This is a genomic window from Claveliimonas bilis, from assembly GCF_030296775.1.
GTDB lineage: Bacteria > Bacillota > Clostridia > Lachnospirales > Lachnospiraceae > Claveliimonas > Claveliimonas bilis.
The window spans coordinates 1,538,355-1,563,858 of the sequence record NZ_AP027742.1 but is presented as its reverse complement, the minus strand read 5'-3'; the positions used below and the strand labels follow the sequence as shown (position 1 = coordinate 1,563,858).

Sequence of the window (25,504 nt, the reverse complement as noted above, 5' to 3'; positions counted from 1 at the left end):
CCTCCAATCAACAACTATGCCTTTTCAAATATAACTAATTGCTCTTTCAAAAAATAATCTTAGTTTTTCTAACTCCTCATCAAAATTATTACTTAATTTTTTGTTACGAACGAGATTCTCATATGCTTCATTAATAATAAAATTTAGGTTGATATCCATACCAACATTTTTAACAGCTCGTATGTATGCCGCACATTCATTAATATTATCTACTGAATCAAGATTTTTAAATAGTAACGGTAATTCTTCAATATTTTTTACCCTTTGAATTCCTTTGATAACACCAAACGGTACATCTCCAAAAATAAATCCTGGCTTTCCCATTAACGCTCCTTCATAAACTGATGTACCAGTTATTGCAACAACAGCTCTCGCCTTTTCTATCCATGGTTTGGGATCATTATAATAATTAAATTTTACCAGTCTAACATTAGGTATGCTCTTAATCTTATTATAAAAATCTCTCCCTCTTTCTCCCAACATTGCTTGATGTTCTTTGACATACAAATACCATTCTGTAGGCAACGCCTTTGAAACAGCTTCTATTACCGATAGTTCATTTATCCAAAATGGTGCCATACTAAAAGTTGTAGATTCTGGAATCAGATGAAGAGGCATATAGATATAATTCTCCCCCTCAACGGGTGTATCAAAAAAAGTTGTGCTTCTCATAAGTTTTCTTCTAAAAAGCTGATATTTAATCCAAAAACACATGTACTTTTTACTGCTATCAAATAAAATAGGATTTTTCTTCTTTAACAGTCGATTATTCTTTGACAAATCTTGTTTTAAAAAATAAATAGCTCTTTCATAGATTGCTTTAATAGTTTTCATTAATGGATCCGCATTGTACTGATATGTAGGATTATTTACTCCCAAATACATTTTATTTTTAATAGATACACTATTTCTATATTGATAGATATATCTTTTTTCCTCTTCGTTATCAGTTTTTAAGCACTTTTGATATTCTTTCACAAAATATTCATCACTCTTAATACTTAAACAATAACTGGGAATCTTATACATTTCATATCTCGGATATGCTATCGAAACATATGGTATATTTTTTTCATAAGCCACTTCATTTAGCACAGTCCTCGCAAGTTCCGCAATATCACAGTCAAAGATTACATCTGGTTTAAATTCATCTAAGACCCTTTCGATATTCTGATAAACAAGCTGAATCCATAGTAGTTGTTGTTCATATGTTAGAGGAACACACATTGTTCTAAAATGATAATGTCCCGTCATTTTTTGATCTGAAATTAATTGACAGTTCAAGTTCTTAAAGTGTGTATACTTTTCTTCAACATATTTCAAATAATTATAATCAACATTAGGAGTATTAAGATTTTTAGTATATAAATCCGCTGCCCAATTTAAAGTATAATTTTTTATATATCCAAGCCTTTCAAACGCATAGTACGTTGAAGAATTTATATCACATTCATCATACTCTGTTTCTATTGGATTAATCCACAACATTGCAAGCTGATTGTTATTATCTTTCCACCTCTTAGACAAAAAATAAAACGGGTATGTAAATGTTTCCTTTCCTACCATCAATATTTTCTTATTATTCATCTGCTCCCTCCTACTTTATTTAACAAATCAACTTCTTTCTGAATTATTTTAATATCTAATAAGATCACAACAAGATTTCAATCTCATATGAAACAATCATTCATTTAATAATCCGAAAAAATTTCTTATAAAACAAAGTGAACATACTTAGATTTCTTAGCACAATAATAATATTTCTTTATTTACTAACCACATATATCTCATTATCTGCTATATTTTTTTCAAAAAAGCCTTGATTTCTTTTCAATTTTTCCTCATTCCATGTCCACCATTTAGTCATATTCAACGCATTAATTTGTTCCTCATTAAAACGGTATTTGATTACTTTCGCTGGATTGCCTACTACAATTGCATAAGGAGGAATGCTTGATGTAATAACACTACCTGCTCCAACTACTGCACCTCTTCCAATAGATACACCAGAGAGAATCACTGTATTTGATCCTATCCATACATCTTCTCCAAGAATAATATCTCCTTTTGAAGTGCAATCTTTATCAAATTTTTCATGAAACACATTATGATGAATGGCATACGTCGTTGGTCTGTTCAAATGATGATTAAATTCCTGTATACTTACATTCGCTGCTATAGAAGAGAAACTTCCAATCTTTATCTTACCGATTTCTGCGTGTAGGATAGTACCCGGTCCAGAAATCGAAACAAAATCTCCCAGTTCAATATTACCGTAAGCGTACACATTCTCCAAAAAGCAACCACATCCCATTCTAGTAATTTGTCCATGAAAATTGACTAGCCTATTTACTGGCCCCTTCTGCGAAGCCTTAACATTAAAATTCATTCGTGTATTATAATCTATCTCAATATTTTTTTTCTTCAACAAGAACCGTTTTAATTCATTTTTTATTATCATAAGCACATCCCTCTCTATATCAAACGATATTTGTGATTTTACTTTTAACGGCATTGTACTATCATTTACAATTTTTCGTTTTCCCAAAGTATTTACTTACAAACGCCTCTCCTTTCCAAATAGCCACAAAAATTACTAATACCAAAACCAGATAACGCACGTAATCCTCTAGAAAATAGCACAAATTACAAAACATACCGCCCATAATCAAAATCACGCTTAATACAACAACGTCGCTTCCAATAAATATCTTTTCTCCATTCATTACCTTTCTAGCACCCCAAAAATGAAAAATCATCAAGAAAAAATATCCTGCTAGAGTTGTGTATCCCGCAACAAAATAGCCGTATATAGGAATAAAAATATAATTTAATACTATATCAATTAAGGCCGCCAATATAGAACCTATTGCTATAATCTTTGTGTCTTTCGCATATATCTCTACACAAGCATAATTTTGATACATAAGTTGAAAAATAGATCCGATAACAATAGGAAAAATCACCCATCTCGCTTCGTAATATGACTCTGTCCCTAATATTTTTAATGCTTCCGGACCAAAAAGTATCATCGCAAAACCTATGGCAGAAACGATTAAACAAATATTTCTAGTCATAATATTAAGATTTTTATAGGCTTTTTTTTGAATCAAATCATATATTTCAGGTTGAATTCCCTCATTGATAGCATTAGTAAGCATTCCAATAACAATAGCGTAAGCATATCCAAAACTGTAAATTCCTGCCTCTGATTCTCCACACATACGAATAATCATAATTCTATCTATCTGTCCCAGAGCTATCATTGCAAGAGAATGCGGTATTATTAGTAACCCAAGGCGGAGTGCATATTTCCAATATCCTTTGTTGTAAAAAATTTTTCCATCATGAAATATTTTAACGAAAAATACTATTCCAAGTAAAAGCATCGGAATTGATGTTCCAATAATACGCCCAAAATATCTTTTATCTGTCCACATTAAAATTAAAGTAATCGAGCAAACAACATTCCCTAATGTATTAAAAACCGCAATTAGGATATTTTTCTTATACTTATATTCAAATCTATAATTTATTTGCATAAAAGTGACAGACGGGGAAAATACTAGATATATCAACATAAAAATTATGCAAAATTGATCTAATACCATAAACTGGGAAAGTTCTCTTAAAAAGGGGAGACAAATTATAAGAGCAGATATGGCTGATATAAAGCCAAGTGTCTGAACACTAGATAAAAACTCTTTAAAATCCTCTCCAAATTCAACTTTACCACGGATTATTGCAGTACCAAGACCAAGACCGGTAATACAACCAATAAGCTGTGTCCACGTTTGAAAGTTACTAACAATCCCGTAATCTGAGGTGCTTAATAGTCTTGTAAATATAGGAGAAGTAATCAGGCTCACAGATCGAAGTAATACATTAGAAATTGTATACCAAGCTATGGACTTAACCATTAATTTTGTTTTATGTGATACTGTATCAATACTCATATATAATTCTCCTTAGAGCATGTTAAGCATTTCTATGGCACATTATACTTTTATATCTTGCAATTTTCTCTGCAATTGTGCTATTTTTAAACGGACAGTTTTGTATATTTTCATAGTTTTTATCCAATTCATTTTAACCATATATGCTTTAAATATATCTTTAAACGAAAAATATTGATTGGTTTTTATCGATTCCCAATTATTAGTTACCTTATTGGAAAGTATATTGAGTATTGATTCTGCTTTAGAGTTATTCCAGTAAACCACATCGCCAAACATATTACATGTAATAACGATATTTCTATAAAAAGCAGCCTCAATCAAATTTGGATATTTATTCTTAACAAATTCAAGCCATTCATCTGACGCATAAAGCATATCTAATTTCCTAATATTAAAAGAGGACCTGACTAAACTCGTCCCCTCTTGGCTATAATAGACCCCGGTAAATTGATCAACAATTATTTTATTTGATCTATCGAATAATATATGTGAGACAAACATATCCTCAGCAAAAAAAACGTCTTCCCTAAAGTAAATACCTGCTAATAACTCTTTGCGATACAGTTTTCCCCATGCAACGCACAAATCACAATTGCTCAGAAACATTGCCTTTAATAAGTCCTCTGATCTTTTTACAAAGTACTTCTTACCATCAGGCCGACTTTTTATGATTTCATCTGAATCCTTAGTTCCATAGAATTTTTCAATATTTCCGACCACTAAATCTGCCTCTGTGCTTTCAAGTAATTCAACCCATCTCTTAATTGCATTAACATTGACAAAATCGTCACTATCAAAAAATGCTATATATTCACCAGTACAAATTTTTAGTCCACTATTTCTCGCCGATGAGAGTCCTCGATTCTCTTGATGTATTACTACTATTCTTTTATCTTTCTCCATAAAAGCATCGCATATTCTGGGGCAATTATCTGGCGAACCATCATCAATAAGTATTATTTCTAAATTCCCATATGTTTGACTAATTATTGAATTCAGACATCTAACTAAATACTTTTCAACCTTATACACAGGTATAATTATCGATACTTTCTTTTTCTTATTCATCAATTCATCCTACCTTTTTTGTTAATGCAATATCCTAATGAAACCCAGAATAGGGGGGATGTCACTTGAAATTCAAAAACGTTAGAACCTATAGCTTGAAGCAAATATACAAAAATTATTAACATGGAAGATAAATAATAAAAGTTTTTATTTGGGACTCTAATACACTTTATAGTAATAGTGGTAATACACGCTATAAAAAGAATGAAACCTAGAAGCCCAAGCTCACAAAATAATTGAACAAATCCGCTATCAGTAACTGCTTGTAATCCATACTGTAAAGCCGTATGAGATCTACTTCCAAATCCAGTCCCAAAAAAAATTTGAAATTCGCTTAAGCTTTGTATATTTTTTCGCCATTCGTCACTTCTTTCTCCAACAGCTCCAGATATATTTGACACACGACTCATTATTACTATAATACTCTCATAATTTTTAATTACCGCATAAATACCGATAATTACAATTAGTAAAATCACACTGAGAGTTTTTACATTTATCTTGTACTTCTTCTTCATGAATCTTTTAAAAGTATTTGATACAATGATATAAGATGCGCCTAACAAAAATGCCGCAATTGCAGAGCGTCTTGTTGTTACAAAAAGCGTAACAATTGATATCCCCATCATTATAGCAGTTTTCATTTTTTTATCTTGATAGAGTTTACAAAGATAAAATAAGGCTGTACATGTAGAAAGTGTTCCTAATGAAGTAACTCCAAATAATCCCTGAAAAAAATATTTTGCCCAAAAAATACTATTTGATGAAGTATACCCCATATTATATAAATAGTCGCAATAAAACTGCGGGGTGTTTATATGTAATAATAAACTTATGACAAATGATATTACTAATGCCACAAATGTATTATTGTAAAATCTTTCATATAGGTCGGTATCACGACAAAATGCAAGCACTATTGGAAGAAAAGATCCTGCAATTGCTGATAATAAAACATATTTAGGGTAACCGTTAATTATAAATAGAACAAATGAAGCAACACAATACAACAAAAATGTCAATAATACTATCTGATCTTTTATTATTATTGAACTATTTTTTCGAATAATTCCTATACTAATTGCCAAAATTACAGTTCCGTTAATTAGTACTCTTGGAACACTATTCGAAAACATAGATAGCAAAAATGTCGCTATAATTATCCAATATAAATTTTTATATAATGTTTCACTGTTAGGAATTCTTAAATGCATCTCTTACTACCTCTAAAAATGAATATTCCATCATCTCGTCTGGCTCCAAATATGCACTTTCTCCCCATTCATTCCATGCATTGATATAAATAAATTCAGAATCTTTATACTCTTTTTTCGCTGCCCACAATTGTTGTCTAAAACTATCTAAATCTAACCCGACATATTCCATTCCTTTATAACCTTTTCTAGGTGTATTATCCCATCTTGGACAAGCCCCAGGAAATACTATTTTTGCTTTTTGCATATCTGGTTTACCCATCCATTTCACAAATCTCTTAGATGGAACTCTTTTCTCTAAAATCGTTTTTCCAGTGACCTTATTATATAAATGTCTCATAATTGAAGCCGCTTTATATGCCCCCTTATTCCATAAGGGACTTTTATATTTAAAAGTGTATAATGGTTCAAAATTATAGTAAGCATCTATAAGATCGTATCTTTTATCAAGTGTAAAAAAAGTATTTCCACTTACTAAATATATTCCATTAAATCCATTTTCTCTCGCCATTCTATTCCACTCACATTTCATCTCTGCTAAACAAGGAATCTTGGCACTATGGTAGATGTTCAAAACAGGCTTGTTATCAATTTTTATATATCGTGGATCCTCGAAAAATTTGAGTAAATAGTAGAAATGATTTCTCCATTCGTCAATATCACCATATTCTTGTTTTCTTAATATATGGTTAGATTTTCCATCCCAAGTTCTTGTCCAATTTTCATTAGCCCAGCAGTAGCAATAATTAATATCTATTTCAGGATGATCAAGTAATATCTCCATAGGTTTTTCCATCAATTGCTGACCTGTCTTAAACCAATAGTGATAGATACAAAATCCGTATATCCCATATTCTCTAGCTAATTGTGCTTGTTCAGCCCATGTAGATCCATCTTCTTCAGCTAAGTTATAATAAAATTTTTTAAGTGGTACATTTGGTTGTTTATGCCCCCTATAGCATGGCTTTGCGGATTTTACTGCTGTCCACTCTGTATATCCTTCGCCCCACCACTCATCATTCTCTTTCATTCGATGATATTGTGGTAGATACATTGCTAAAACTTTCATTAACTTCACCTCGTTAAAATGCGCATATCAGAATGGAAATTTTCGTCACGACATCTGCAATAAAATAGTTGGATAAAAACTTTTTTGATAGCAAAAATCTTAAATATGTTTGAAAATTATCCCGATAATAAGCCGCAATTTTTAATATCCTTTTATCATCATTAGAAATATATTCCGAATAATTTATCAATATTTTTTTTGCAATATTTTCGCGCACGTGCTTCCATTTATAGAGTATTTTTTTTATGGCACGAAAAGCTTGCCTAATTGAAACAATCTTCCCAGAAGCGTTATTTCCATGCTGTCTATATAAAACATATCCATTCTCATCCCAATATATATTCCCCCCCACTGCACATGCTACACACGATATCCAATAATCATGTCCTGCCCTCAACTCCATTTTTTCAGGTGACGCTTTAAGAATACCGTGAAGATAATCATCAAAAACCATAGTGCAACCTATTGCAAAATTATGTGCTATAAGTCTATCAAGGGTAATATATCTCTTATGAAATTTGACCTTGATAGGATACAATCTATCATCTACTATAATTGCTTGTGACATATATAAGTGATTCTTCTCATTACCTGAATTCATACAATCTATTGCAGTTATTAGTTTTTTAGGTAACCATACATCGTCTTGATCTGCAAAAGCATAATAGTCAGCTCCTGATGCGCTATTTAAAAGGGCCATAAAACTATGGGCATAGCCTAAATTTTTTCCTTTAACAATTATTATTTCATGATTTTCAGCCCATTCATTTAAAATGTCCAACGTTTTATCTGTTGATCCATCATCTCGAACTAATAAACTTACTTCTACATCTATTTGCTTAAATATGCTTTCAAGCTGTTCACCTAAATATTTTTCTCCATTATATGTAGACATTAATACTTTCACCTTATACATGTCTTATATTCTACCCCTTAATTTATGCTAATGCTTTTTTTATTCGTTTTTCAATTCCATTGGCATTTATTCCATATTGTCCTCTGAGATAGTTTTGATTTCCTACACTAACAGAGTATTCATCATCAATTCCGATTCTTAAAAGAGTGGCTTTTTTCTGCTTCATCTCAGCCATCACCTCAGCAACGGCTGACCCAAATCCCCCGACTATGTTATGTTCTTCACAAGTAACAATTAAATCAAAATCTAATGCACATTTCTGAATCACTTCTTTATCAATAGGCTTTACTGTAGGGAAAGTATAGACTGCTGGATAGTATCCTTCATTAACAAGAAGTTCATAAGCCTTCTCTATCTCTTCAAATATCGCTCCTGTCGAAAAAATGGCAACTCTTTCACCATTTTTTACTTTAACGGCCTTACCAATCTGAAAACAATCAATTTTCTCATGAATTCTTTTCTCGCCACCTCGCCCAAGTCTCAAATAGGCAGTGCCAGGATACTTGACTAATGCTTTTGTGCATTCCTCTGCTTCTACCAAATCGGCCGGAGCCATAACAACAACATCAGGCAAAGCCCTCATAATCGCCAAATCTTCCGTGGCCTGGTGGCTCATCCCAAGAGAACCATATACAAATCCACCACCGACACAGACAATTTTTACATTTGCGTTATGATACGCACAGTCATTCCTAATCTGCTCCAAGCAACGCAAGGTCGGAAAATTCCCAATACTATAGGTAAATACTGTTTTCCCTTCCAGTGCCATTCCTGCCGCTACAGTTGTCATATTCTGTTCTGCAATTCCTGCATTAGTAAACTGATCTGGGCACTGTTCCCAGAAAGGTTTTAGAACTCCAAATCCAAGATCACCCGTTATCAGTTCAATATCTTTATCTTCTTTAGCTAACTCAATTAGTGTTCTGACAAATGTGTCCCTCATTTCTTGCCTATCTCCTTAGATTCTATGCTCTCTTTCTCCGCTCCCTGTGGGAGCTTCTACTCTCCTCATCTTCTCTGGATAATTTGTCACCCATGTAAAAGAGAATGTATGGTCATTATAGATATCATCATCCTCCTTTGGTAACGCAGGATTCAAAATTCCTTCTGGTGTATATGGATCGTCCACACCATTCGGCTTAACCTTATGCAACTCATTTACAGCACAATCATACTCCCAGCCCTCATGAGGAAATCTATAATGCCACAGAATATCATTCTGCATAAAGGAAACACCATAACCCTTGATTGTATTTGCAATAATTACAGTTGGTTTATGAGACTCCTCTGCACTATACTTATCAGCCACAGAAAAAGCCTCCTTTAACTCGTCATGATTATTTCCATCTATCTCAACAACGTTCCAACCAAAAGCTCTCCATTTAGATCCGAAATCCTCAATCTCCAAGGTATTCTCCTGAAAATCTAGGCTCTGCATATGATTGTGGTCTATAATCGCTACCAGATTATTAAGCCTAAAGTGATTAGCAAATAACGCCGCCTCCCATACAGCCCCTTCATCACACTCCCCATCCCCAAGGACTACATAGACTTTATGCCTGTTATCCTTATTTTTTTTCGAAGCATATGCCATTCCAACAGCCGCTGATAATCCATGTCCCAATGACCCTGTGGAAAAATCTACACCTGGCAAATGATGCGAAACATGCCCAGATAATCTGCTTCCATTCTGATAATGAGTCTTTAGTTCTTCTACCGGGAAGAACCCCTCTTCTGCAAGTGCCGCATAGATAGCTGCTCCAGCATGTCCTTTGCTGAGAATGAAACGATCTCTATCTTTCCAATCAGGTTCTTCTGATCGGTACTTCATAATATCTGTGTACAAAACTGCAACGATGTCAGCAACTGACATGATTGCTCCTATATGACTACCTCCCGAGAGATGTGTCATTTCCACACCGTGCCGACGTATTTTCCAAGCTAACTGTTCGCTTGTCCATTGACTTGTCATAATTATCTCCTCACTCAAACTATTCATATTTCAACTCTATTTAGAAATCTCATCTAATTTTCTAATATCATCTTCTGCCAGTTTCCAATCAGTACCTTCAATATTGCCAATAATCTGGCTTGGACGTTTTGCACCTACAAGTACTACTGACTTTGGTATAAAATCGAGAATATACCGAATCGCGACAGCCGAAACAGGCTTATTGTACCTTACTGCAATCTCCTTCATTACTTCTACGATTTCAAGATTTTTAATTAACTTATCTCCATGGAAATTAACGTAAATATCTCTACTTCTACGATCATCTGCACCGAAAGTCACATTATCTTTTGTATATTTTCCGGTCAATATACCTTGCCCCAGACTTCCCCATGTTAATGGAGTAATCCTGAACTCTTCGCTTAATCTCAATAAATCCATCTCGTTTTTACGACATGCTAAACTATATTCATCTTGAACGCTGACAATCCGTCCAATATATGGTTTTATTTCATCATAGTCTTTCTCATGAATATTTGATAAACCATAATATCGAATCTTTCCAGCATTCTTTAATTCCTCTAGTGTATCAATCACCGTTGATAAAGGCGTAAAATTATCTCTGTAATGAACTTGATAAAGGTCAATATAATCAGTTTCAAGTCGTTGTAATGAATTATCTAAAGCCTCTCTTATATACTGTGGGCTGTTATCATAAACTGTTCCATTGGATCCCACTCTTACACCAAATTTGTCTGCGATTACAACATCCTTTCTCCTTTTACCAAGAGCTTTTGCCAGTATTCGTTCACTCTGCCCAAGGCCGTATGTATCAGCAGTATCAAACATTGTAATTCCTCTATCCAACGCGGCATGGACTGCATCAATCAATTCATTCTCTTGTACATCTCCCCATCCATATTTTCCCATGGGGCATCCTCCCATGCACAGCCTTGAAACTTTTAAATCCGAATTTTTTAATGTTATATACTCCATGCTTTCCACTCCTTTACAAATGCAGTCCCTAAACTATCTATGTTCTTTCCGGAAAACAAATCTGAATGTTTTCTGTAGTACCTTCCAAATGGTTTTAAAGAAAATCTCTACATCTGTTTTGAAGCTTACTGATTCCGCATACTTTACTCGCAAAGCATTCTTTTCCTTTAAAACATATTTCTCGTACATTTCATCTGCATTGCTTGCCCCCACAATCTCATCCAGATTTATAAACTCAATGGAACTAAAATCTGTTACTCCAGGGCGAACTTCAAGTATTTCTTTTTCGTCTTCCTTATATTTCTCCGTATATTGAAGTAATTCAGGACGGGGGCCGATAAAAGACATTGTTCCAAGTATGATATTAATAAGATTTGCTGTCTCATCCAGTTTTGTCTTTCGAAGAAAAACTCCGACTTTCGTAATACGCGGATCGTGCATTGCTGTCGTTCCCCCACCGATTTTGTCCGCATTCTTAACCATGGTACGGAACTTGAAAATTCGAAAAGGTTTATTTCTATACCCTCCACGCAACGGACGATAGAACATCGGTCTACCATCTTCTGCTATAATCGCAATACCAATCACAAGGTAAAGTGGAATCGCAACAATAAGGAAGGGCACAGCAAGAATAAGATCTATAATCCTCTTAATATATCTGTTATAAATACTGTCATATGCTTTCATTAACTTACCACCAAATTCCCTCTATCTTTTCGAATCATTTCAAAATACAGCTTCAATTACTCTTCATAATTGATTTGTAAGCAAGATTGCTTCATCTACCCAACGCTGCTCGTCCCCGTGCATTGTGGGAGAAGAAAGCCACACTTTATTTTTAAATGGCTCGATTCCCTTAAATCTCGGATCTGCCAAATACGTTTCCTTGTCCATTACATTTTTACTCCTCTGTGATTACTGCTTCTATCACTCATCTTTCCTGCCAGATCTCATCCTCCGGCAAGTAAACCCCGAACAGTACATTCTCTTTCCTCTGGAACAGCTCTACTTCTGCCAGCACATACCGTTTCCTTAAGCGCTGCCTTATGATCTGTCCCTCATACTTCTTCAGGATTCCATCTACATGGATCAGCTTTCCTTCCTCGTCTGCCTCTACTCTGGAAAGGCTCATAGGCTTTTCCAATTCTTTTCCACATACAGCCTGGAGAAATCTCAAGTCCTGCTCCTCCACCGGTACGGTTTCTATTGGTTCATTTCCGATCAGCTTCGGATACTCCCTGGATTTGTTTAGTTCCTCCTCCAGCTCTTTTGGCAGACTGCTTTTGACAAAAATGTAGCCTGGGAACATCGTCTCCATACTTAAGAACAGCTTCCCTTTGGCACGGAACAGCTTCTGTTTTTTCAAAACTCTCCACTGACTCCACAGGCTTTTATCTATGGTCCTTTCCATCAGCGCTCCCGCTTCCTGTTCTTTTCCGGGAACAGTGCGCATCACATACCATTTTCCCACTGCTTCTTCACTCCTGCCGAAATCTCCACTTTACAAACATTTTGTTTTCGGATTTCTATTCTAGGACTTGCTTTTGATTTCCAACCCTGCCGGTATCATGGTCACAAAGTTGTCTCCTGGAAATGCAAGCTTTGCCAGACGTTTATGACGGTTAATCTTTTTGATCTGCCTTTCCCATCCCACCAGCGGACCGCATGTCACGTGGGTTTCTCCATCCTGGATATATCCTTCCGACATAGGAAGGTGATGTCCTGTACTGTAAAGGTTCTGCAAAAATCTTTCTTCTTCAGAAGAAATCTCTTTCAAATTTTCTTTGATTTCCGCCGCTGGGAATGCAGATGAAAACTTAAAATGTTCCAATAGCGCCCTGCCATCTTGGGTTTCCAGGAAAACGTACTGCGGAAACATTTGCTTTTTCTCCACATGCCAGCTTCCTTCGTAACGTTTCATTTGATCGTAAGTGAAAAGGAAGGCGTCACAAAGAATCCTGCTGTCAATTTCCTGACGGCAGGATTCCAGAATTTCCTGCTCTTTTCCGGGATGACATTTTAAGGCGTACCACATATCATCACTTCCCTGTTTGATTTTCGTAGAGTAAACTACTCTGCGAAACTTTAGTTATTATACATCATAAAGTATAGCTGTTCAAGAAAAAATACTAAATAAGTACATTTTACGATAATTTTAGCCATTTCTTGATTCATTTTATGCTAATAAAACTAATCTTAATTTTTTTCTATAACAACTAATCTCATATTTATTCAAAATAATATCTGATTATTCTCTGGATTCTTCCAGAGAATTTTTATTTTCCAAAACAAATTATGAAATGATTTTCGCAGAGTAGTTTACTCTGCGATTTTTGTTATCTAAATTGTATCATCCAACAGCCCCTTCTCTTCCAGCATCTTCCTCTCCGCTTCCGTAAGCTGGGCTTTCTTAAGAAGATCCGGTCGGTTCTTTGCCGTGCGGATCACGGACTGCTCTCTTCTCCACTTTTCCACATTGGCATGATGACCTGATAAAAGGACAGGCGGCACCTGCTTGTCATGCCAGATTTCCGGTCTGGAATACTGGGGATATTCCAGAAGATGATCCTGAAAGCTTTCAAACTCTGCAGAGACATCATTGTGCAGAACACCCGGAACCAGCCTGGAAATGGTGTCCACCATTACCATAGCCGGAAGTTCTCCTCCGGTAAGTACATAATCGCCGATGGAAACATAGTCTGTCACGATCTCTTCCAGTACCCTTTCGTCAATCCCTTCATAGTGGCCGCACAGAAGGATCAAGTCTTCCTCTTTTGCAAGTTCTTCTGCCATTTCCTGTGAAAATGTTTTTCCCTGGGGAGACAGGTAGATCACCCGAGGCGCTTTTGATATTTCTTTCCCTTCCCGGCTGTTTATTTTCTCCCGGATTGCCTCATAAGTTAAATACACCGGTTCCGCCTGCATCAGCATCCCCGCTCCTCCGCCGTAAGGGTAGTCATCCACACTGTTATGCTTGTTGAACGCATAATCCCGGATGTTGACTGCATCAATAGACAAAAGTCCCCTGTCGATGGCCCGTCCGGTTATGCTCGTCCCAAGTCCCGCCATCACCATTTCCGGAAACAGTGTCATAATATGAAAATGCATCATGATAACAGTCCCTCCATCAGATGAATGGTCATCTTTCTTTCTTCTACGTCAATACCCAGGATACACTGCCGGATCGCCGGTACAAGCACCTCTCCATGTTTGTCGGAATCAATGACATAGACATCATTGGCGCCTGTAGCCATAACATCTTTCAATTTGCCGAAATGTTCCTCCAGATTGTCTGTATATACATCCATTCCGATCATATCAGCAATATAGTACTCATCCTTCCCAAGAGGAGTTCCATTTTCTCTGTCAACCAGAATGTCCTTCCCTTTATATTTCTCAATGTCATTTATATTATCAATTCCCTTGAATTTTAAGATAGCAAACTGTTTAAAAAATCTGACCTGTTCTATCTCCAGGGGAATCTGTTCTTTTCCTGTATCCAGATAAACTTTCTTCAGTTTTTTGAAACGCTTCACATCATCTGTTGTAGGAAATACCTTTACTTCGCCCCTTATCCCATGGGTGGAAGAAATAACGCCTACCCGAAGCTGTTTTTCCATAGTTTTTCTCCTTGCTTTTGCTCTTTTTACATATTTTTATTCGTCAAATAAAACTTCTTTGCAGAAACCAAAATTCTTCTTTAGAAGAATAAAAGCGTGTCCGGGAAATGGTCTTTTTGGACCCTTCGCTTCCCCAAACGCGCTTTTCTTTCTAGCCAGCGATATCAACTACCACTTTCTTATCTTCTTTCGATGCTGCTGCTTTTACGACAGCGCGGATTGCTTTTGCAATTCGGCCCTGTTTTCCAATGACTTTTCCCATATCGGAATCTGCCACCTTCACTTCAACTACTGTTGTACGGCCTTCCTCTTTCTCTGTCACAACAACACTTTCCGGGTCATCTACCAGTGCTTTAACGATGACTTCTACTAATTCCTTCATGATACGCACACCTCCCGGTCTTATTTTTCAATGCCTGCTGCCTTGAAAATCTTTCCTACTACTTCTGTAGGCTGCGCACCGTTGTTCAGCCATTTCTTTGCTGCTTCTTCATTTACATTGAACACGCTAGGATCCTGGTTCGGATCATATGTTCCGATCTCCTCGATGAACTTTCCATCTCTTGGGGATCTGGAATCAGCTACAACGATTCTATAGAAAGGAGCTTTTTTCTGTCCCATTCTTTTTAATCTGATTTTTACTGCCATTTTTTTCACCTCCACATTTTTTATTATCTATCTGGCACACTGCGGATACCCGCATATGTGCTGGTTAAAAAGGTAATCTGAATTTTCCCTTTTTACCACCTTTTCCCATCATCTTCATCATCTTTTTCATCTCATTGAACTGTTTTACCATACGGTTCACTTCACTGATGTCCACACCGGCGCCTCTGGCTATACGGTGCTTTCTGGAAGGATTCAGAAGATCCGGATCGCGGCGCTCCTGGGGAGTCATAGAATAGATCATTGCTTCCATCCGCGCCATTTTCTTTTCTGCTTCTTCTGTCTGACTGTCATCCAACTGCATGCCTTTTTTCCCGAGACCTCCCATGGGACCCATGCCGGGCAGCATGCTTAGAATACCGGAAAGACCGCCCATATTTTTCATCTGTTTGGTGCTTTCCAGGAAATCATCAAAGTCAAACTGTGCTTTTTTCATCTTGCGGGACATTTCTTTTGCCTTTTCTTCGTCGATTTCTGCCTCCGCCTTTTCGATGAGGGTAAGCACATCCCCCATTCCCAGGATACGGGATGCCATTCTGTCCGGATAAAACTGTTCCAGGTCAGAAAGCTTCTCTCCCATACCTACATAGAGAATCGGTTTCCCGGTCACCGCCTTAACAGACAGCGCCGCACCGCCTCTTGTGTCACCGTCCAGTTTTGTAACGATCACACCATCTATTCCAATTTTCTGATTAAATTCTTCTGCTACATTAACCGCATCCTGTCCGGTCATGGCGTCAATAACAAGAATCGTCTGATGTACTTCTACCGCTTCCTTGATTTCCTGAAGCTCTGCCATCATGTCCTCATCAATATGAAGCCGTCCTGCCGTATCAAGGATCACCAGGTTATTGCCATTTTTCTGCGCATGCTCCAGAGCTGCTTTGGCGATATTGGAAGGCTTGTGATTTTCTCCCATGGAAAAGACTTCCACACCCTGCTTTTCTCCATTGACCTGCAGCTGTTTGATAGCAGCCGGTCTGTACACGTCACATGCTACAAGAAGAGGTTTCTTCCCCTTTAATTTATATTTTCCCGCCAGTTTTGCGGTAGTTGTTGTCTTACCTGCACCCTGGAGACCAGCCATCATAATAACAGTAATGGCGCTTCCGGGCTGAAGCTTGATCTCGGTTGTTTCGGAACCCATCAGAGAAATCAGTTCCTCATTTACAATCTTTATCACCATCTGGCCGGGATTCAGACCGTTCATCACATCCTGCCCGATGGCTCGCTCCTGGACATTTTTTATAAAATTCTTTACGACTTTAAAGTTTACGTCAGCGGCAAGAAGCGCTCTTTTGATCTCCTTCATTGCCTCCTTGACATCATCCTCTGTCAGCCGGCCTTTGCTCCGCAAATTGCGGAATACGTTCTGAAGTTTTTCTGTCAAACTGTCAAAAGCCATTCTTTAACTCCTCTATATTAATACTACAATTCCTCTATGATCTCTCTTGCGATCGTCCGGATACTGGATACCAGTTCCTGATTTTCTTTCTCTGTATGCTGCTCCAGAATATGATCCATTCTCTCTATCTTTTCTTTTATAGAAAGAAACTTTTCTACCAGATGCAGCTTTTCTTCATACCCCTGCAGTGTCTTGCTGCACCGCTTAACCAGGTCATGAACTCCCTGACGGCTGATCCCTGCATCGGAAGCAATCTCCCCCAGGGACAGATCCTCAAGAATAAACTGTTCATATATCTCTTTTTGGTGACTGGTTAGCAGCTCACCGTAAAAATCATACAGCAGCGCCTGTTCTAGTATTTCATTCATTTTTTATCACCTGTGTCATCATATAATAATTCTCTTGTGGTGTCAAGCATTTTTTCTTGACAGATTAATATTAGTCTGAATCCGGCAGAAAAAATATATAATCCTTGCTTCATATTGTCTGATATGTTATATTAAATATAGAAAAAGGGAAAGCCATAGAAACGGCTACCCTCACATCAAACTAACTGTTATATACAACAGCCGTCAACTAGTGCGAATAGTTTGGCGGCTATTTTCGTTTTTCTTTGAAAATTGTATAACACAATCCCACTAAACCAACAATGAATATTAAAAGCTGAATCAGATCAGCATATGTAACATACATTGGCATCGCCCTCCTTTCTTTCGTCCGGAGGGACATCCCCTCCTGATTAGAGAGGGCAGCCGCCTTTGCTCTATGGCTTTCGTAGACATAATATATCATAGTTCACAGATTCTATCAATCAAATACTACTATCTTTTTTATTTTCTCTTTCACACTTTTTTCTCCCGGGCATATGATGTACTGTAAACAAAATATGTTGGAGGCTATCTTATGAGCGATTTATCATGCGGATGCGATTCAGGAGTACGTTCCGGCGGAGGCTGCGGATGTGGAAATACATTTGGAGGAAACAGCTGTATCTGGATCATTCTTCTTCTGTGCTGCTGCGGCGGCAATGGTTTTGGAAGAAGCGGCGACTTTGGCTGCGGATGCGGAAACGACAGCTGCCTGTGGATCATCCTTCTCCTGTGCTGCTGCGGCGGCTTTGGCGGAAACGGATGCTGCTAATCTGTTAGAGAGGGGACAGCTGCGGCTGTTCCCTCCTGCATTTAGTAAATGACGCTCTTTCTTGCTGCATATCCGTCTTTCTTTCTTCATATACATAGTTACAACGCCACGCAAAGGTGGGTCATATGGAAAAACATCCTCCTCTACCCATGACTCCTTTTGACATACTTACCAGTTCTACTCAGCTGCAGATGATGAAGCTGATGCTTCCGTATACCCCGCCTGGCATCCAGCGGATGCTGGCCTTCTATATTAAATTTCTGGAACTCAAAAAAACTGCAGAGTATTTCGGCCTCTTCGGCTCTGTTTCCCAGAGGGATACTTTCTCTAAATCTTCTGCTTCTGTCACGGAAATTCTGGAAGATGTAAGACCTTATCTTGGAAAGGACGCCGAAACTATCGATATGCTGCTGTCTGCCATGAGTATGATGGATATGATGAAAGATATGGATATGCCTGATTTTTCCGGTGCAGATATGGGCGACCTTTCCGGCGTCATACAGATGATGAATGCATTCCAGAATACATCGGAAAGTGAAGATCACTCGAACGAAGATCAGGAAGGAGATGATGAAAATGACCCAGGAATGGCTGAACCACCCGGCGATGAAAGATATTGATCCCGTCAAACTGGAACTCATCAAAACCGCTGCACAGCAGACCGCAGGGAAATCCGGAAATTCTCTTGCGGCAGTTATGATGGCTTTGATCACTTCCGCCGGGAAACGAGGCATCCAGTTTACCCCGGAAGAAACATCACTGATTCTGGAAATTCTGAAAGAGGGACGTTCGGATGAAGAAAAGAATCAGATTGACACTATGGTAAATCTTGTTATGACACAGATGCGGAGAAAAAAATAGGGCCTTTAAAGACCCTATTTTAAAATCCCTCTTCTTTTCTCATTTTGCGCATCACCCTTCTTTTGGCTCCGCTTTCCCATTCCTGTTCTTCTTCCTCTGTCTCGAGGATCAGTTTCGGAACAGGTGTGGGGTGATCGTTCTCATCCAGCGCCACCATGGTAAAATAGGCACGGTTGATCAGTGTCCTTTCCCCATTTAAATGTTCCACACAGGAATCCACTTTCACCTCCATGGATGTATTTCCCACATAAGTAACCTTTCCTGTGATCACAACTACATCTCTTTGGTAAGCGCCCCTTAAGAACCGCAGATTATCCACAGATGCAGTGATTACATTTTTTCTTGTATGACGCTTTGCCACAAGTCCCGCAATTTCGTCCATCCACTGCATCAGAATGCCTCCGAAGAGACGCCCTGCTGCATTTAAATGATTGGGCCTTACCATGTGCACAGTCTCCGTCAATGATTCTGATACCTTTCTGCTTTCTGCCATAGTTTCTATTCTCCATTCTGATTTTTATACTTTCCAGTCACTGGACAGTATACCAGAAAATCTGCTATACTAAAACTGATTTTTCAAAATAATTACCGGAATCCGGAGGGTGACGTTATGCGTAATATAAAACTTACAATCGAATATGATGGAAGCAGATATCAGGGTTGGACACGCCTTGGCAAAAATGAATCTACAAATACGATCTCTAATAAGATCATTGAAGTAATACAGAAAATGACAGGCGAAACGGTGGAACTTTTCTGCGGCTGCAGAACGGAGACAGGCGTCCACGCTTACGCGCAGATTGCCAATTTCAAAACAAATACCGAAATGAAGGATTACGAAATCCAGCATTATCTGAACCGCTATCTTCCTATGGATATTGCGGTCATCCAGGTGGAAGATGTTCCCGAGCGCTTTCATTCACAGCTCAACGCCAGATCAAAAATCTATGTATACCGTATGACCATCAACGATGTGCCAAGTGTTTTTGACCGCAAATATACATTCCACTGTTTCCGTTCGCCGGACAAAAAAGCGATGCAGCAGGCTGCTCTCCTTTTGACCGGCCGTCACGATTTTAAGAGCTTTTCTACCGTAAAACAGACTAAGTCTACAGAACGGGAAATCTATAAAATTGAAGTCTATGATGATGGGGAAGAAATGCAGATTACCATTCACGCTGACGACTTCCTTCACAACATGGCAAGAATGATCATTGGCACACTTCTTGAAATCGGTCTCGGCACGCGAAAAAAGGAAGATATCGAAGAAATTTTTGCCGGACGGCAGTCCGCAAGCCTTCCCTGCGATGCAAAGGGACTTTACCTGCAGGAGGTCCGCTATTAACTATGCTTCCTCCATCTTCTTTACAGAATCCTCATAGACTCTTTTGCGGAGTTTTTTCATATAAGGAATTGACTTTGTCTGCTCCTGTCCATAAGTAAGCTGAAGATCATACTCCAGCGGCAGCCAGGTAGATAAATCCGCCTCGTTGTGCTGGATCAGAGCTTCCAGCTTGTCCAATGCCGCAAGAAGCCGGGATTCTTTCGTTTCCTTCTTTTCTACTTCCCGGAAGATGTCTGCAAGTCTCTCCCGGTATGGCTCCGGGAGCATCCCTGCAATCTTCTCCTGAGCCTGTTCTTCCTTTTTTTCGTCCTCTTTGTCCTTTTCAAAAGCCGGAATATCTCCTGTCAGAGCCTCTCCCATATCGTGAAACAGTGCCAGTTCCATAACACGGTTCATATCATAGTCCGGAAATTCCTCTCTTACAAGCCAGGCAAAAACCAGAAGGCGGTACACATGTTCCGCCACACTCTCCTGCCTTCCGCTGGATGTCCAGGAATGTCTTGTATGACATTTCAGTTTCTCTGCCAAATCAAGAAACTGAAGCAATGTCTCTTCTTCCATCTCGTTTGCACTCCTTTTCCTGCCGACTATCCCTCCAGGATCTTCACATAAAACGTACGGTTCCTTGGCCCGTCAAAATCGCAGAAATACAGATCCTGCCAGATTCCAAGGAGAAGATCTCCGCCGCTTAAGATCAGAGTCTGTGACGGGCCTACCAGCGTCGTCTTCATATGTGCATGGGAATTGCCCTCTGCATGGCGGTAAAAATCTGCGTTTGTAGGAAATGCCTTTTCAAATCCTTTCAGCATATCATGCACCACATCCGGATCGGCATTTTCATTGATCGTAAAACCCGCCGTTGTATGAGGGGAAAATACAACCACAATGCCGTCCTTTACCCCGCTCTTTTCAATATCTTCCCGCACCATATCCGTTACTTTTGACATCTGCTGTGCGCCTCTTGTGGCAATATGATGTTTATATAAATACATGTTCTTTCCTCCCATATTTATTGTTCCATATATTTCTGAAGTGCGTCATATTCTCTCTTCATCAGACGGTATCCATGTTCATAAAAATGCATCAGTACATCATAGTCCTTCTCCAGCCGTGATACAGTAGGGATCAGCGGACGAAGGACAAAGATCTTTCCTTCCTCCTCCAGGCGTTCCAGCATCTCCATTGTCCTGTTGTAGACAACATTGCGCCGGACGATGCTCTTTACCAGCTTCGGGTAGTTCCGGTATGCCCGGCGGTATACTTTTACTGCCGCTTTTGAAGGCATTTTCTTGCGGTATCCCGGATTCCTCGTAAGGATCACTATGATCTTCTCATTTCCGATCTCCATTGCCCGGCGGATCGGAATAGAATCAGCAAGACCGCCGTCCAGATAAGGAACGCCGTCAACATTGACAATAGGACTGATCAGCGGCATACTGCTGGACGCTCTGCAAAGCTTCATCAGCCTGTCCTCATCTTTTCTTTCAGTCATATATTCTGCCTCTCCTGTAATACAATTGGTCGTTACGATCTCACACTCCATCTCCGATGCAAAATAAGTATCAAAGTCAAAGGGGAAGATTTCTTTTGGATAACGTTCAAATACCATATCCATATCAAGAAGGCTTTTTTCTTTTATAAATTTTGCAAATCCATAATAGTAGCTATATTCTTTTTCCTTATGTATCATACAGTCTTTTGTACGTCCCGGTTGTCTGGAAACATAGTCCACGCCATTGCAGCTTCCGGCGGATACCCCTATCACATGGGAGGTATAAAAATCCCTCTCCATCAGGTAGTCCAAAGCTCCGGATGTAAATACGCCTCTGGTGGCTCCGCCCTCCAGCACCATTGTTGCCTTTTCCATATTCATCTCCTCACTTTCCTTTCTCATTATAAACGGATTTCTCCTGAATGGGAACCTTATTTTCTTGCTATTTCCGGTATTTTTTGCTAAGATATGCTTTGTATCGCATCGAGATATGCGCACATCCCCATTCATGGGATTGAAACCTAATTATTAAGGATAATATTAAGGAGACGGATATTTATGATCAGTACAAGTAATGTAACGCTGCGTGTCGGCAAAAAAGCATTGTTTGAAGATGTAAACATTAAATTTACCGAAGGAAACTGCTACGGTCTGATCGGCGCCAACGGAGCCGGAAAATCTACTTTCCTGAAGATCCTTTCCGGGCAGCTGGAACCTACCAAAGGCGAGGTGATCATCACTCCGGGAGAGCGGCTTTCCTTTCTTCAGCAGGATCATTTTAAATACGATGAATTTCCCGTTCTGGATACAGTCATTATGGGAAATGCCCGGCTATACGAAATCATGAAAGAAAAAGAAGTCATTTATGCCAAAGAGGACTTCACTGACGAAGACGGCATCCGTGCCAGTGAGCTGGAAGCGGAATTTGCCACAATGAACGGCTGGGAGGCAGAATCTGACGCCGCTTCTTTACTGAACGGACTTGGCATTGACACAGAAATGCATTACAAACTTATGAAGGACTTAAACGGACCGGAAAAGGTAAAGGTTCTCCTTGCCCAGGCTCTTTTCGGTAACCCGGATATCCTCCTTCTGGACGAGCCTACCAACCATCTGGATCTGGATGCTATCGCGTGGCTGGAGGAATTTCTGATTAATTTCGACAATACAGTGATTGTTGTCTCCCACGACCGTTATTTCCTGAACAAGGTCTGTACACAGATTGCCGATATTGACTACGGCAAAATTAAACTTTACGCCGGAAACTATGATTTCTGGTATGAATCCAGCCAGCTTCTGATCCGCCAGATGAAAGAAGCCAATAAGAAAAAAGAAGAAAAGATTAAGGAACTGCAGGAATTTATTTCCCGTTTCAGCGCCAATGCTTCCAAATCCAAGCAGGCTACTTCCAGAAAACGGGCCCTGGAGAAAATCCAGCTGGATGACATTCAGCCTTCCAGCCGCCGCTACCCTTATATCGATTTCCGCCCCAACCGTGAAATCGGAAATGAAGTTCTCACTGTAGAGGGCCTTAGCAAAACCATTGACGGGGAAAAGATTCTGGACAACATTTCCTTCACGCTGAACCGAGAAGACAAAGTGGCATTTGTAGGCGGAAATGAGCTTGCCAAATCCACTCTCTTCCAGATACTGACCGGGGAGATGGAACCGGATGAAGGTACTTACAAGTGGGGCGTTACAACGTCACAGGCTTATTTCCCTCTGGATTTTGGTTCTGAGTTTGATAACGATTACACCATCGTAGAATGGCTGATGCAGTATTCGGAAGAAAAGGATGTTACTTATGTCCGGGGATTCCTTGGCCGTATGCTTTTCTCCGGCGATGACGGAGTAAAACGGGTAAATGTTCTTTCCGGAGGTGAAAAAGTCCGCTGCATGCTTTCCAGGATGATGATCTCCGGAGCAAATGTCCTGATTCTGGATGAGCCTACCAACCATCTGGACATGGAATCCATCACCGCCCTCAACAACGGGATGATGAAATTTCCGGGCGTCCTGCTTTTCTCCTCCCGCGACCATCAGATCGTACAGACGACCGCAAACCGCATCATGGAAATTGTGCCGGGCGGAAAACTGATCGATAAGATCACCACTTATGACGAATATCTGGAAAGTGACGAGATGGCAAGAAAACGCCAGACTTATACGGTACAAAGCGACGATGAGGATTAAATTTTCCTAAATTAATGACAAAAAATCAAGCCCCTTGGAAATGGGCTTGATTTTTTATTCTTCTGCTTGCAGCGCCCGACAGATTTTGTCAAATGCTGCTGCATCCTTTTTCTTCGCTCTGGCCGCTTCGTGTCTGATCCCATTCTGATCTGTAAGGATCAGAACCTTCGTCCCTTTCTCTGTGGCAATATCCTTGCTCCTGATCTCACTTCGCGGCCGGATATAAAGCTTCTCTCTTGTGCACTGCACAATGTAATCCCTTGTCACTATCAGCTGAAAGTCGGGAACTTCCAGTGCATCCGGCGCAATCAGCTGATTAAAGAACTCTGTTTTATCCCCGGCTCTTTCCAGCTCTTTGTCCATTTCTTTCTGTTCTTTTCGGTTTCTTACTGCCAGAAAAACGCCCAGCGCTCCAAACACTGCTCCCAACAGGATATTAGAAAATACAGAGATCAAGGCAAGCGCAAGAAAGCTGATCCAGATGATCATTGCTGTGCGCATCTTTTTTGCTTTTTCTTCAATCAGATCATAATACTTCTGCTCTCCCGCTGTCTGTATTGCCATCTCTTTTTCTCTGCCTTTCCGGAATTTTAGCGGATCCTTTCCGGGAATCCTACTTTCTTCTGCACTTTTCTAAGTGTCTTATTTGCAAAATAACCTGCTTTTTCCGCATTTTCTTTTATAATACCGTCAATATATGCCTTATCTTTTTCCAGACGTGCCGCTTCCTCCTGAAGAGGCTTTAACACGGATACGACTGCTTCTCCCACTGCCGGCTTAAATTCGCCATATCCTTTTCCGTCAAATTCCTTTACTACTTCCTCCGGAGTCTTTCCGGTACATGCACTGTAGATATTGATCAGATTCTTGATCCCCGGCTGCTCATCACGGTAAAGGATCTGGGCTTCAGAATCTGTCACAGCTCTCTTGCACTTTCTCATAATAGTATCCGGATCATCCATCAGATAAATGCTGGCATTGGGGTTTTCGTCTGATTTGGACATTTTCTTAGAAGGATCCTGAAGGCTCATGATCTTAGCGCCCACTTTTCCGATATATGCCTCCGGGATCGTAAATACGTCCCCGTAAATATTATTAAAACGCTCCGCAATGTCTCTTGTCAGCTCCAGATGCTGCATCTGATCCACTCCGACCGGAACCACATCCGCCTGATACAGGAGAATATCTGCCGCCATCAGCACAGGATAAGTGAAAAGTCCCGCATTAATGTTATCTGCATGCTTCGCCGCTTTATCCTTGAACTGGGTCATCCGGTTCAGTTCGCCCATATAAGTGAAACAATTGAGAATCCATGCAAGCTCTGCATGCCCGGAAACATGGGATTGATAGTAAATGCAGTTTTTCTTTGGATCCAGACCTGCTGCAATATACAGGATCAACAATGCCCTTGCTCTTTTGCGAAGCACCGCCGGATCCTGCCTTACTGTAATAGAATGCATATCCACAACACTGTAAAAACACTCATATTCATCACTTAATGTCACCCAGTTCTTCAGTGCTCCCAGATAATTTCCCAAAGTAAGATTCCCTGTTGCCTGCATACCGCTGAACAACACTTTTTTATCGTTAATCATCTTTTTACCCTCCG

General features: G+C 39.3%; 31 protein-coding genes. 5 read left to right on the top strand and 26 right to left on the bottom strand.

Going from position 1 to position 25,504, the window contains the following annotated elements; translation table 11 throughout:
* Window positions 1–24: 24 nt before the first annotated feature.
* The 20 genes from R2J37_RS07625 to ylxM all read right to left on the bottom strand — a co-directional run bounded on the left by R2J37_RS07625 (window position 25) and on the right by ylxM (window position 17,232).
* Window positions 25–1,587, bottom strand: a complete 1,563-nt coding sequence (locus tag R2J37_RS07625; protein ID WP_316264345.1) for a hypothetical protein — start codon at window positions 1,585–1,587, stop codon at window positions 25–27.
* Between the two features lie 178 nt (window positions 1,588–1,765).
* Window positions 1,766–2,461, bottom strand: coding sequence for a CatB-related O-acetyltransferase (locus tag R2J37_RS07620; protein ID WP_316264343.1), 696 nt, complete (start codon window positions 2,459–2,461; stop codon window positions 1,766–1,768).
* A 61-nt stretch (window positions 2,462–2,522) separates the two neighbouring features.
* Window positions 2,523–3,956: a lipopolysaccharide biosynthesis protein gene (locus tag R2J37_RS07615; protein ID WP_316264341.1), complete on the bottom strand. Its 1,434-nt coding sequence runs from the start codon at window positions 3,954–3,956 to the stop codon at window positions 2,523–2,525.
* A gap of 42 nt (window positions 3,957–3,998) precedes the next feature.
* Window positions 3,999–5,027, bottom strand: coding sequence for a glycosyltransferase family 2 protein (locus R2J37_RS07610; RefSeq protein ID WP_316264339.1), 1,029 nt, complete (start codon window positions 5,025–5,027; stop codon window positions 3,999–4,001).
* A complete protein-coding gene (locus R2J37_RS07605) occupies window positions 5,027–6,241 on the bottom strand; it encodes an O-antigen ligase family protein (RefSeq protein WP_316264337.1) in 1,215 nt (404 codons plus the stop codon). Before R2J37_RS07605 ends, R2J37_RS07610 begins: the two co-directional genes overlap by 1 nt.
* Window positions 6,222–7,310, bottom strand: a complete 1,089-nt coding sequence (locus R2J37_RS07600; protein WP_316264335.1) for a glycosyltransferase WbsX family protein — start codon at window positions 7,308–7,310, stop codon at window positions 6,222–6,224. Before R2J37_RS07600 ends, R2J37_RS07605 begins: the two co-directional genes overlap by 20 nt.
* A gap of 13 nt (window positions 7,311–7,323) precedes the next feature.
* Complete coding sequence (locus R2J37_RS07595) at window positions 7,324–8,205, bottom strand: glycosyltransferase (protein WP_316266961.1); 882 nt, start codon at window positions 8,203–8,205, stop codon at window positions 7,324–7,326.
* Between the two features lie 43 nt (window positions 8,206–8,248).
* Window positions 8,249–9,169 (bottom strand): transketolase family protein, encoded by a 921-nt coding sequence (locus R2J37_RS07590; RefSeq protein WP_316266959.1) that lies wholly within the window; start codon window positions 9,167–9,169, stop codon window positions 8,249–8,251.
* Window positions 9,170–9,184: 15 nt separating this feature from the next.
* Window positions 9,185–10,198 carry a transketolase gene (locus R2J37_RS07585; protein WP_316266957.1) on the bottom strand — a complete coding sequence of 338 codons (1,014 nt, stop codon included), beginning with the start codon at window positions 10,196–10,198 and terminating at the stop codon, window positions 9,185–9,187.
* A 36-nt stretch (window positions 10,199–10,234) separates the two neighbouring features.
* Window positions 10,235–11,173, bottom strand: a complete 939-nt coding sequence (locus R2J37_RS07580; protein WP_316266955.1) for an aldo/keto reductase — start codon at window positions 11,171–11,173, stop codon at window positions 10,235–10,237.
* A 33-nt stretch (window positions 11,174–11,206) separates the two neighbouring features.
* Window positions 11,207–11,860 (bottom strand): sugar transferase, encoded by a 654-nt coding sequence (locus R2J37_RS07575; protein WP_316266953.1) that lies wholly within the window; start codon window positions 11,858–11,860, stop codon window positions 11,207–11,209.
* A 63-nt stretch (window positions 11,861–11,923) separates the two neighbouring features.
* On the bottom strand, window positions 11,924–12,067 hold the full coding sequence (locus R2J37_RS07570) for a hypothetical protein (RefSeq protein WP_316266951.1): 144 nt from the start codon (window positions 12,065–12,067) through the stop codon (window positions 11,924–11,926).
* A 37-nt stretch (window positions 12,068–12,104) separates the two neighbouring features.
* Window positions 12,105–12,644 carry a transcription termination/antitermination NusG family protein gene (locus R2J37_RS07565; protein WP_316266949.1) on the bottom strand — a complete coding sequence of 180 codons (540 nt, stop codon included), beginning with the start codon at window positions 12,642–12,644 and terminating at the stop codon, window positions 12,105–12,107.
* 60 nt (window positions 12,645–12,704) lie between these two features.
* A complete protein-coding gene (locus tag R2J37_RS07560) occupies window positions 12,705–13,208 on the bottom strand; it encodes a transcription termination/antitermination NusG family protein (protein ID WP_316266947.1) in 504 nt (167 codons plus the stop codon).
* 305 nt (window positions 13,209–13,513) lie between these two features.
* Entirely contained in the window at window positions 13,514–14,281 is a 768-nt protein-coding gene (gene trmD, locus R2J37_RS07555; RefSeq protein WP_316267013.1) for a tRNA (guanosine(37)-N1)-methyltransferase TrmD, read from the bottom strand.
* Window positions 14,281–14,793 carry a ribosome maturation factor RimM gene (rimM, locus tag R2J37_RS07550; protein WP_316266945.1) on the bottom strand — a complete coding sequence of 171 codons (513 nt, stop codon included), beginning with the start codon at window positions 14,791–14,793 and terminating at the stop codon, window positions 14,281–14,283. The genes trmD and rimM overlap by 1 nt, the downstream gene beginning before the upstream one ends.
* A 151-nt stretch (window positions 14,794–14,944) precedes the next feature.
* On the bottom strand, window positions 14,945–15,175 hold the full coding sequence (locus tag R2J37_RS07545) for a KH domain-containing protein (protein ID WP_033125422.1): 231 nt from the start codon (window positions 15,173–15,175) through the stop codon (window positions 14,945–14,947).
* A gap of 20 nt (window positions 15,176–15,195) precedes the next feature.
* A complete protein-coding gene (gene rpsP, locus R2J37_RS07540) occupies window positions 15,196–15,441 on the bottom strand; it encodes a 30S ribosomal protein S16 (protein WP_230106379.1) in 246 nt (81 codons plus the stop codon).
* Between the two features lie 64 nt (window positions 15,442–15,505).
* Window positions 15,506–16,864: a signal recognition particle protein gene (gene ffh / locus R2J37_RS07535; protein WP_230106380.1), complete on the bottom strand. Its 1,359-nt coding sequence runs from the start codon at window positions 16,862–16,864 to the stop codon at window positions 15,506–15,508.
* Between the two features lie 23 nt (window positions 16,865–16,887).
* Window positions 16,888–17,232, bottom strand: a complete 345-nt coding sequence (ylxM, locus tag R2J37_RS07530; protein WP_230106381.1) for a YlxM family DNA-binding protein — start codon at window positions 17,230–17,232, stop codon at window positions 16,888–16,890.
* 535 nt (window positions 17,233–17,767) lie between these two features.
* Between ylxM and R2J37_RS07525 the strand changes: the two genes are divergently transcribed.
* The 3 genes from R2J37_RS07525 to R2J37_RS07515 all read left to right on the top strand — a co-directional run bounded on the left by R2J37_RS07525 (window position 17,768) and on the right by R2J37_RS07515 (window position 18,865).
* Window positions 17,768–18,004 (top strand): chorion class high-cysteine HCB protein 13, encoded by a 237-nt coding sequence (locus tag R2J37_RS07525; RefSeq protein WP_230106382.1) that lies wholly within the window; start codon window positions 17,768–17,770, stop codon window positions 18,002–18,004.
* Between the two features lie 125 nt (window positions 18,005–18,129).
* Complete coding sequence (locus R2J37_RS07520; protein ID WP_316266942.1) at window positions 18,130–18,624, top strand: hypothetical protein; 495 nt, start codon at window positions 18,130–18,132, stop codon at window positions 18,622–18,624.
* Window positions 18,581–18,865 carry a hypothetical protein gene (locus R2J37_RS07515; RefSeq protein ID WP_230106384.1) on the top strand — a complete coding sequence of 95 codons (285 nt, stop codon included), beginning with the start codon at window positions 18,581–18,583 and terminating at the stop codon, window positions 18,863–18,865. The genes R2J37_RS07520 and R2J37_RS07515 overlap by 44 nt, the downstream gene beginning before the upstream one ends.
* 19 nt (window positions 18,866–18,884) lie before the next feature.
* Here R2J37_RS07515 and R2J37_RS07510 read toward each other — a convergent pair whose 3' ends face one another.
* Window positions 18,885–19,358 carry an acyl-CoA thioesterase gene (locus tag R2J37_RS07510; RefSeq protein WP_230106385.1) on the bottom strand — a complete coding sequence of 158 codons (474 nt, stop codon included), beginning with the start codon at window positions 19,356–19,358 and terminating at the stop codon, window positions 18,885–18,887.
* Between the two features lie 117 nt (window positions 19,359–19,475).
* Here R2J37_RS07510 and truA point away from each other — a divergent pair, with 117 nt between their 5' ends.
* Entirely contained in the window at window positions 19,476–20,210 is a 735-nt protein-coding gene (gene truA, locus R2J37_RS07505) for a tRNA pseudouridine(38-40) synthase TruA (RefSeq protein WP_230106386.1), read from the top strand.
* Here the strand turns inward: truA and R2J37_RS07500 are convergent, their stop codons facing one another.
* From R2J37_RS07500 to R2J37_RS07490, 3 genes are read right to left on the bottom strand one after another with little or no spacing between them, the layout of a single operon-like run.
* Window positions 20,211–20,771 (bottom strand): HD domain-containing protein, encoded by a 561-nt coding sequence (locus R2J37_RS07500; RefSeq protein ID WP_316266940.1) that lies wholly within the window; start codon window positions 20,769–20,771, stop codon window positions 20,211–20,213. It abuts the gene before it with no gap.
* Between the two features lie 26 nt (window positions 20,772–20,797).
* Complete coding sequence (locus R2J37_RS07495) at window positions 20,798–21,202, bottom strand: secondary thiamine-phosphate synthase enzyme YjbQ (protein WP_230106388.1); 405 nt, start codon at window positions 21,200–21,202, stop codon at window positions 20,798–20,800.
* Window positions 21,203–21,219: 17 nt separating this feature from the next.
* Complete coding sequence (locus R2J37_RS07490) at window positions 21,220–22,077, bottom strand: patatin-like phospholipase family protein (RefSeq protein ID WP_316267011.1); 858 nt, start codon at window positions 22,075–22,077, stop codon at window positions 21,220–21,222.
* Window positions 22,078–22,260: 183 nt separating this feature from the next.
* Here R2J37_RS07490 and R2J37_RS07485 point away from each other — a divergent pair, with 183 nt between their 5' ends.
* Complete coding sequence (locus R2J37_RS07485) at window positions 22,261–23,895, top strand: ABC-F family ATP-binding cassette domain-containing protein (RefSeq protein ID WP_256193993.1); 1,635 nt, start codon at window positions 22,261–22,263, stop codon at window positions 23,893–23,895.
* Window positions 23,896–23,949: 54 nt separating this feature from the next.
* Here R2J37_RS07485 and R2J37_RS07480 read toward each other — a convergent pair whose 3' ends face one another.
* Complete coding sequence (locus R2J37_RS07480) at window positions 23,950–24,459, bottom strand: hypothetical protein (RefSeq protein WP_316266936.1); 510 nt, start codon at window positions 24,457–24,459, stop codon at window positions 23,950–23,952.
* A gap of 26 nt (window positions 24,460–24,485) precedes the next feature.
* Window positions 24,486–25,490: a tryptophan--tRNA ligase gene (gene trpS, locus R2J37_RS07475; RefSeq protein WP_230106391.1), complete on the bottom strand. Its 1,005-nt coding sequence runs from the start codon at window positions 25,488–25,490 to the stop codon at window positions 24,486–24,488.
* Between the last annotated feature and the right edge of the window lie 14 nt (window positions 25,491–25,504).

Bases quoted from the DNA above. Each gene is read 5' to 3' on its own strand.
- R2J37_RS07575 (WP_316266953.1), bottom strand. From the start codon at position 11,860: ATGAAAGCATATGACAGTATTTATAACAGATATATTAAGAGGATTATA.
- truA (WP_230106386.1), top strand. From the start codon at position 19,476: ATGCGTAATATAAAACTTACAATCGAATATGATGGAAGCAGATATCAG.
- R2J37_RS07625 (WP_316264345.1), bottom strand. From the start codon at position 1,587: ATGAATAATAAGAAAATATTGATGGTAGGAAAGGAAACATTTACATAC.
- R2J37_RS07490 (WP_316267011.1), bottom strand. From the start codon at position 22,077: ATGGAAAAGGCAACAATGGTGCTGGAGGGCGGAGCCACCAGAGGCGTA.
- R2J37_RS07620 (WP_316264343.1), bottom strand. From the start codon at position 2,461: ATGATAATAAAAAATGAATTAAAACGGTTCTTGTTGAAGAAAAAAAAT.
- R2J37_RS07600 (WP_316264335.1), bottom strand. From the start codon at position 7,310: ATGAAAGTTTTAGCAATGTATCTACCACAATATCATCGAATGAAAGAG.
- rimM (WP_316266945.1), bottom strand. From the start codon at position 14,793: ATGGAAAAACAGCTTCGGGTAGGCGTTATTTCTTCCACCCATGGGATA.
- R2J37_RS07495 (WP_230106388.1), bottom strand. From the start codon at position 21,202: ATGTATTTATATAAACATCATATTGCCACAAGAGGCGCACAGCAGATG.
- R2J37_RS07595 (WP_316266961.1), bottom strand. From the start codon at position 8,205: ATGTCTACATATAATGGAGAAAAATATTTAGGTGAACAGCTTGAAAGC.
- R2J37_RS07580 (WP_316266955.1), bottom strand. From the start codon at position 11,173: ATGGAGTATATAACATTAAAAAATTCGGATTTAAAAGTTTCAAGGCTG.
- R2J37_RS07615 (WP_316264341.1), bottom strand. From the start codon at position 3,956: ATGAGTATTGATACAGTATCACATAAAACAAAATTAATGGTTAAGTCC.
- R2J37_RS07485 (WP_256193993.1), top strand. From the start codon at position 22,261: ATGATCAGTACAAGTAATGTAACGCTGCGTGTCGGCAAAAAAGCATTG.
- R2J37_RS07585 (WP_316266957.1), bottom strand. From the start codon at position 10,198: ATGACAAGTCAATGGACAAGCGAACAGTTAGCTTGGAAAATACGTCGG.
- trpS (WP_230106391.1), bottom strand. From the start codon at position 25,490: ATGATTAACGATAAAAAAGTGTTGTTCAGCGGTATGCAGGCAACAGGG.
- R2J37_RS07545 (WP_033125422.1), bottom strand. From the start codon at position 15,175: ATGAAGGAATTAGTAGAAGTCATCGTTAAAGCACTGGTAGATGACCCG.
- ffh (WP_230106380.1), bottom strand. From the start codon at position 16,864: ATGGCTTTTGACAGTTTGACAGAAAAACTTCAGAACGTATTCCGCAAT.
- R2J37_RS07560 (WP_316266947.1), bottom strand. From the start codon at position 13,208: ATGTGGTACGCCTTAAAATGTCATCCCGGAAAAGAGCAGGAAATTCTG.
- R2J37_RS07590 (WP_316266959.1), bottom strand. From the start codon at position 9,169: ATGAGGGACACATTTGTCAGAACACTAATTGAGTTAGCTAAAGAAGAT.
- R2J37_RS07610 (WP_316264339.1), bottom strand. From the start codon at position 5,027: ATGAATAAGAAAAAGAAAGTATCGATAATTATACCTGTGTATAAGGTT.
- R2J37_RS07500 (WP_316266940.1), bottom strand. From the start codon at position 20,771: ATGGAAGAAGAGACATTGCTTCAGTTTCTTGATTTGGCAGAGAAACTG.
- R2J37_RS07515 (WP_230106384.1), top strand. From the start codon at position 18,581: ATGACCCAGGAATGGCTGAACCACCCGGCGATGAAAGATATTGATCCC.
- R2J37_RS07570 (WP_316266951.1), bottom strand. From the start codon at position 12,067: ATGGACAAGGAAACGTATTTGGCAGATCCGAGATTTAAGGGAATCGAG.
- ylxM (WP_230106381.1), bottom strand. From the start codon at position 17,232: ATGAATGAAATACTAGAACAGGCGCTGCTGTATGATTTTTACGGTGAG.
- R2J37_RS07525 (WP_230106382.1), top strand. From the start codon at position 17,768: ATGAGCGATTTATCATGCGGATGCGATTCAGGAGTACGTTCCGGCGGA.
- rpsP (WP_230106379.1), bottom strand. From the start codon at position 15,441: ATGGCAGTAAAAATCAGATTAAAAAGAATGGGACAGAAAAAAGCTCCT.
- trmD (WP_316267013.1), bottom strand. From the start codon at position 14,281: ATGCATTTTCATATTATGACACTGTTTCCGGAAATGGTGATGGCGGGA.
- R2J37_RS07480 (WP_316266936.1), bottom strand. From the start codon at position 24,459: ATGGCAATACAGACAGCGGGAGAGCAGAAGTATTATGATCTGATTGAA.
- R2J37_RS07520 (WP_316266942.1), top strand. From the start codon at position 18,130: ATGGAAAAACATCCTCCTCTACCCATGACTCCTTTTGACATACTTACC.
- R2J37_RS07510 (WP_230106385.1), bottom strand. From the start codon at position 19,358: ATGGCAGAAAGCAGAAAGGTATCAGAATCATTGACGGAGACTGTGCAC.
- R2J37_RS07605 (WP_316264337.1), bottom strand. From the start codon at position 6,241: ATGCATTTAAGAATTCCTAACAGTGAAACATTATATAAAAATTTATAT.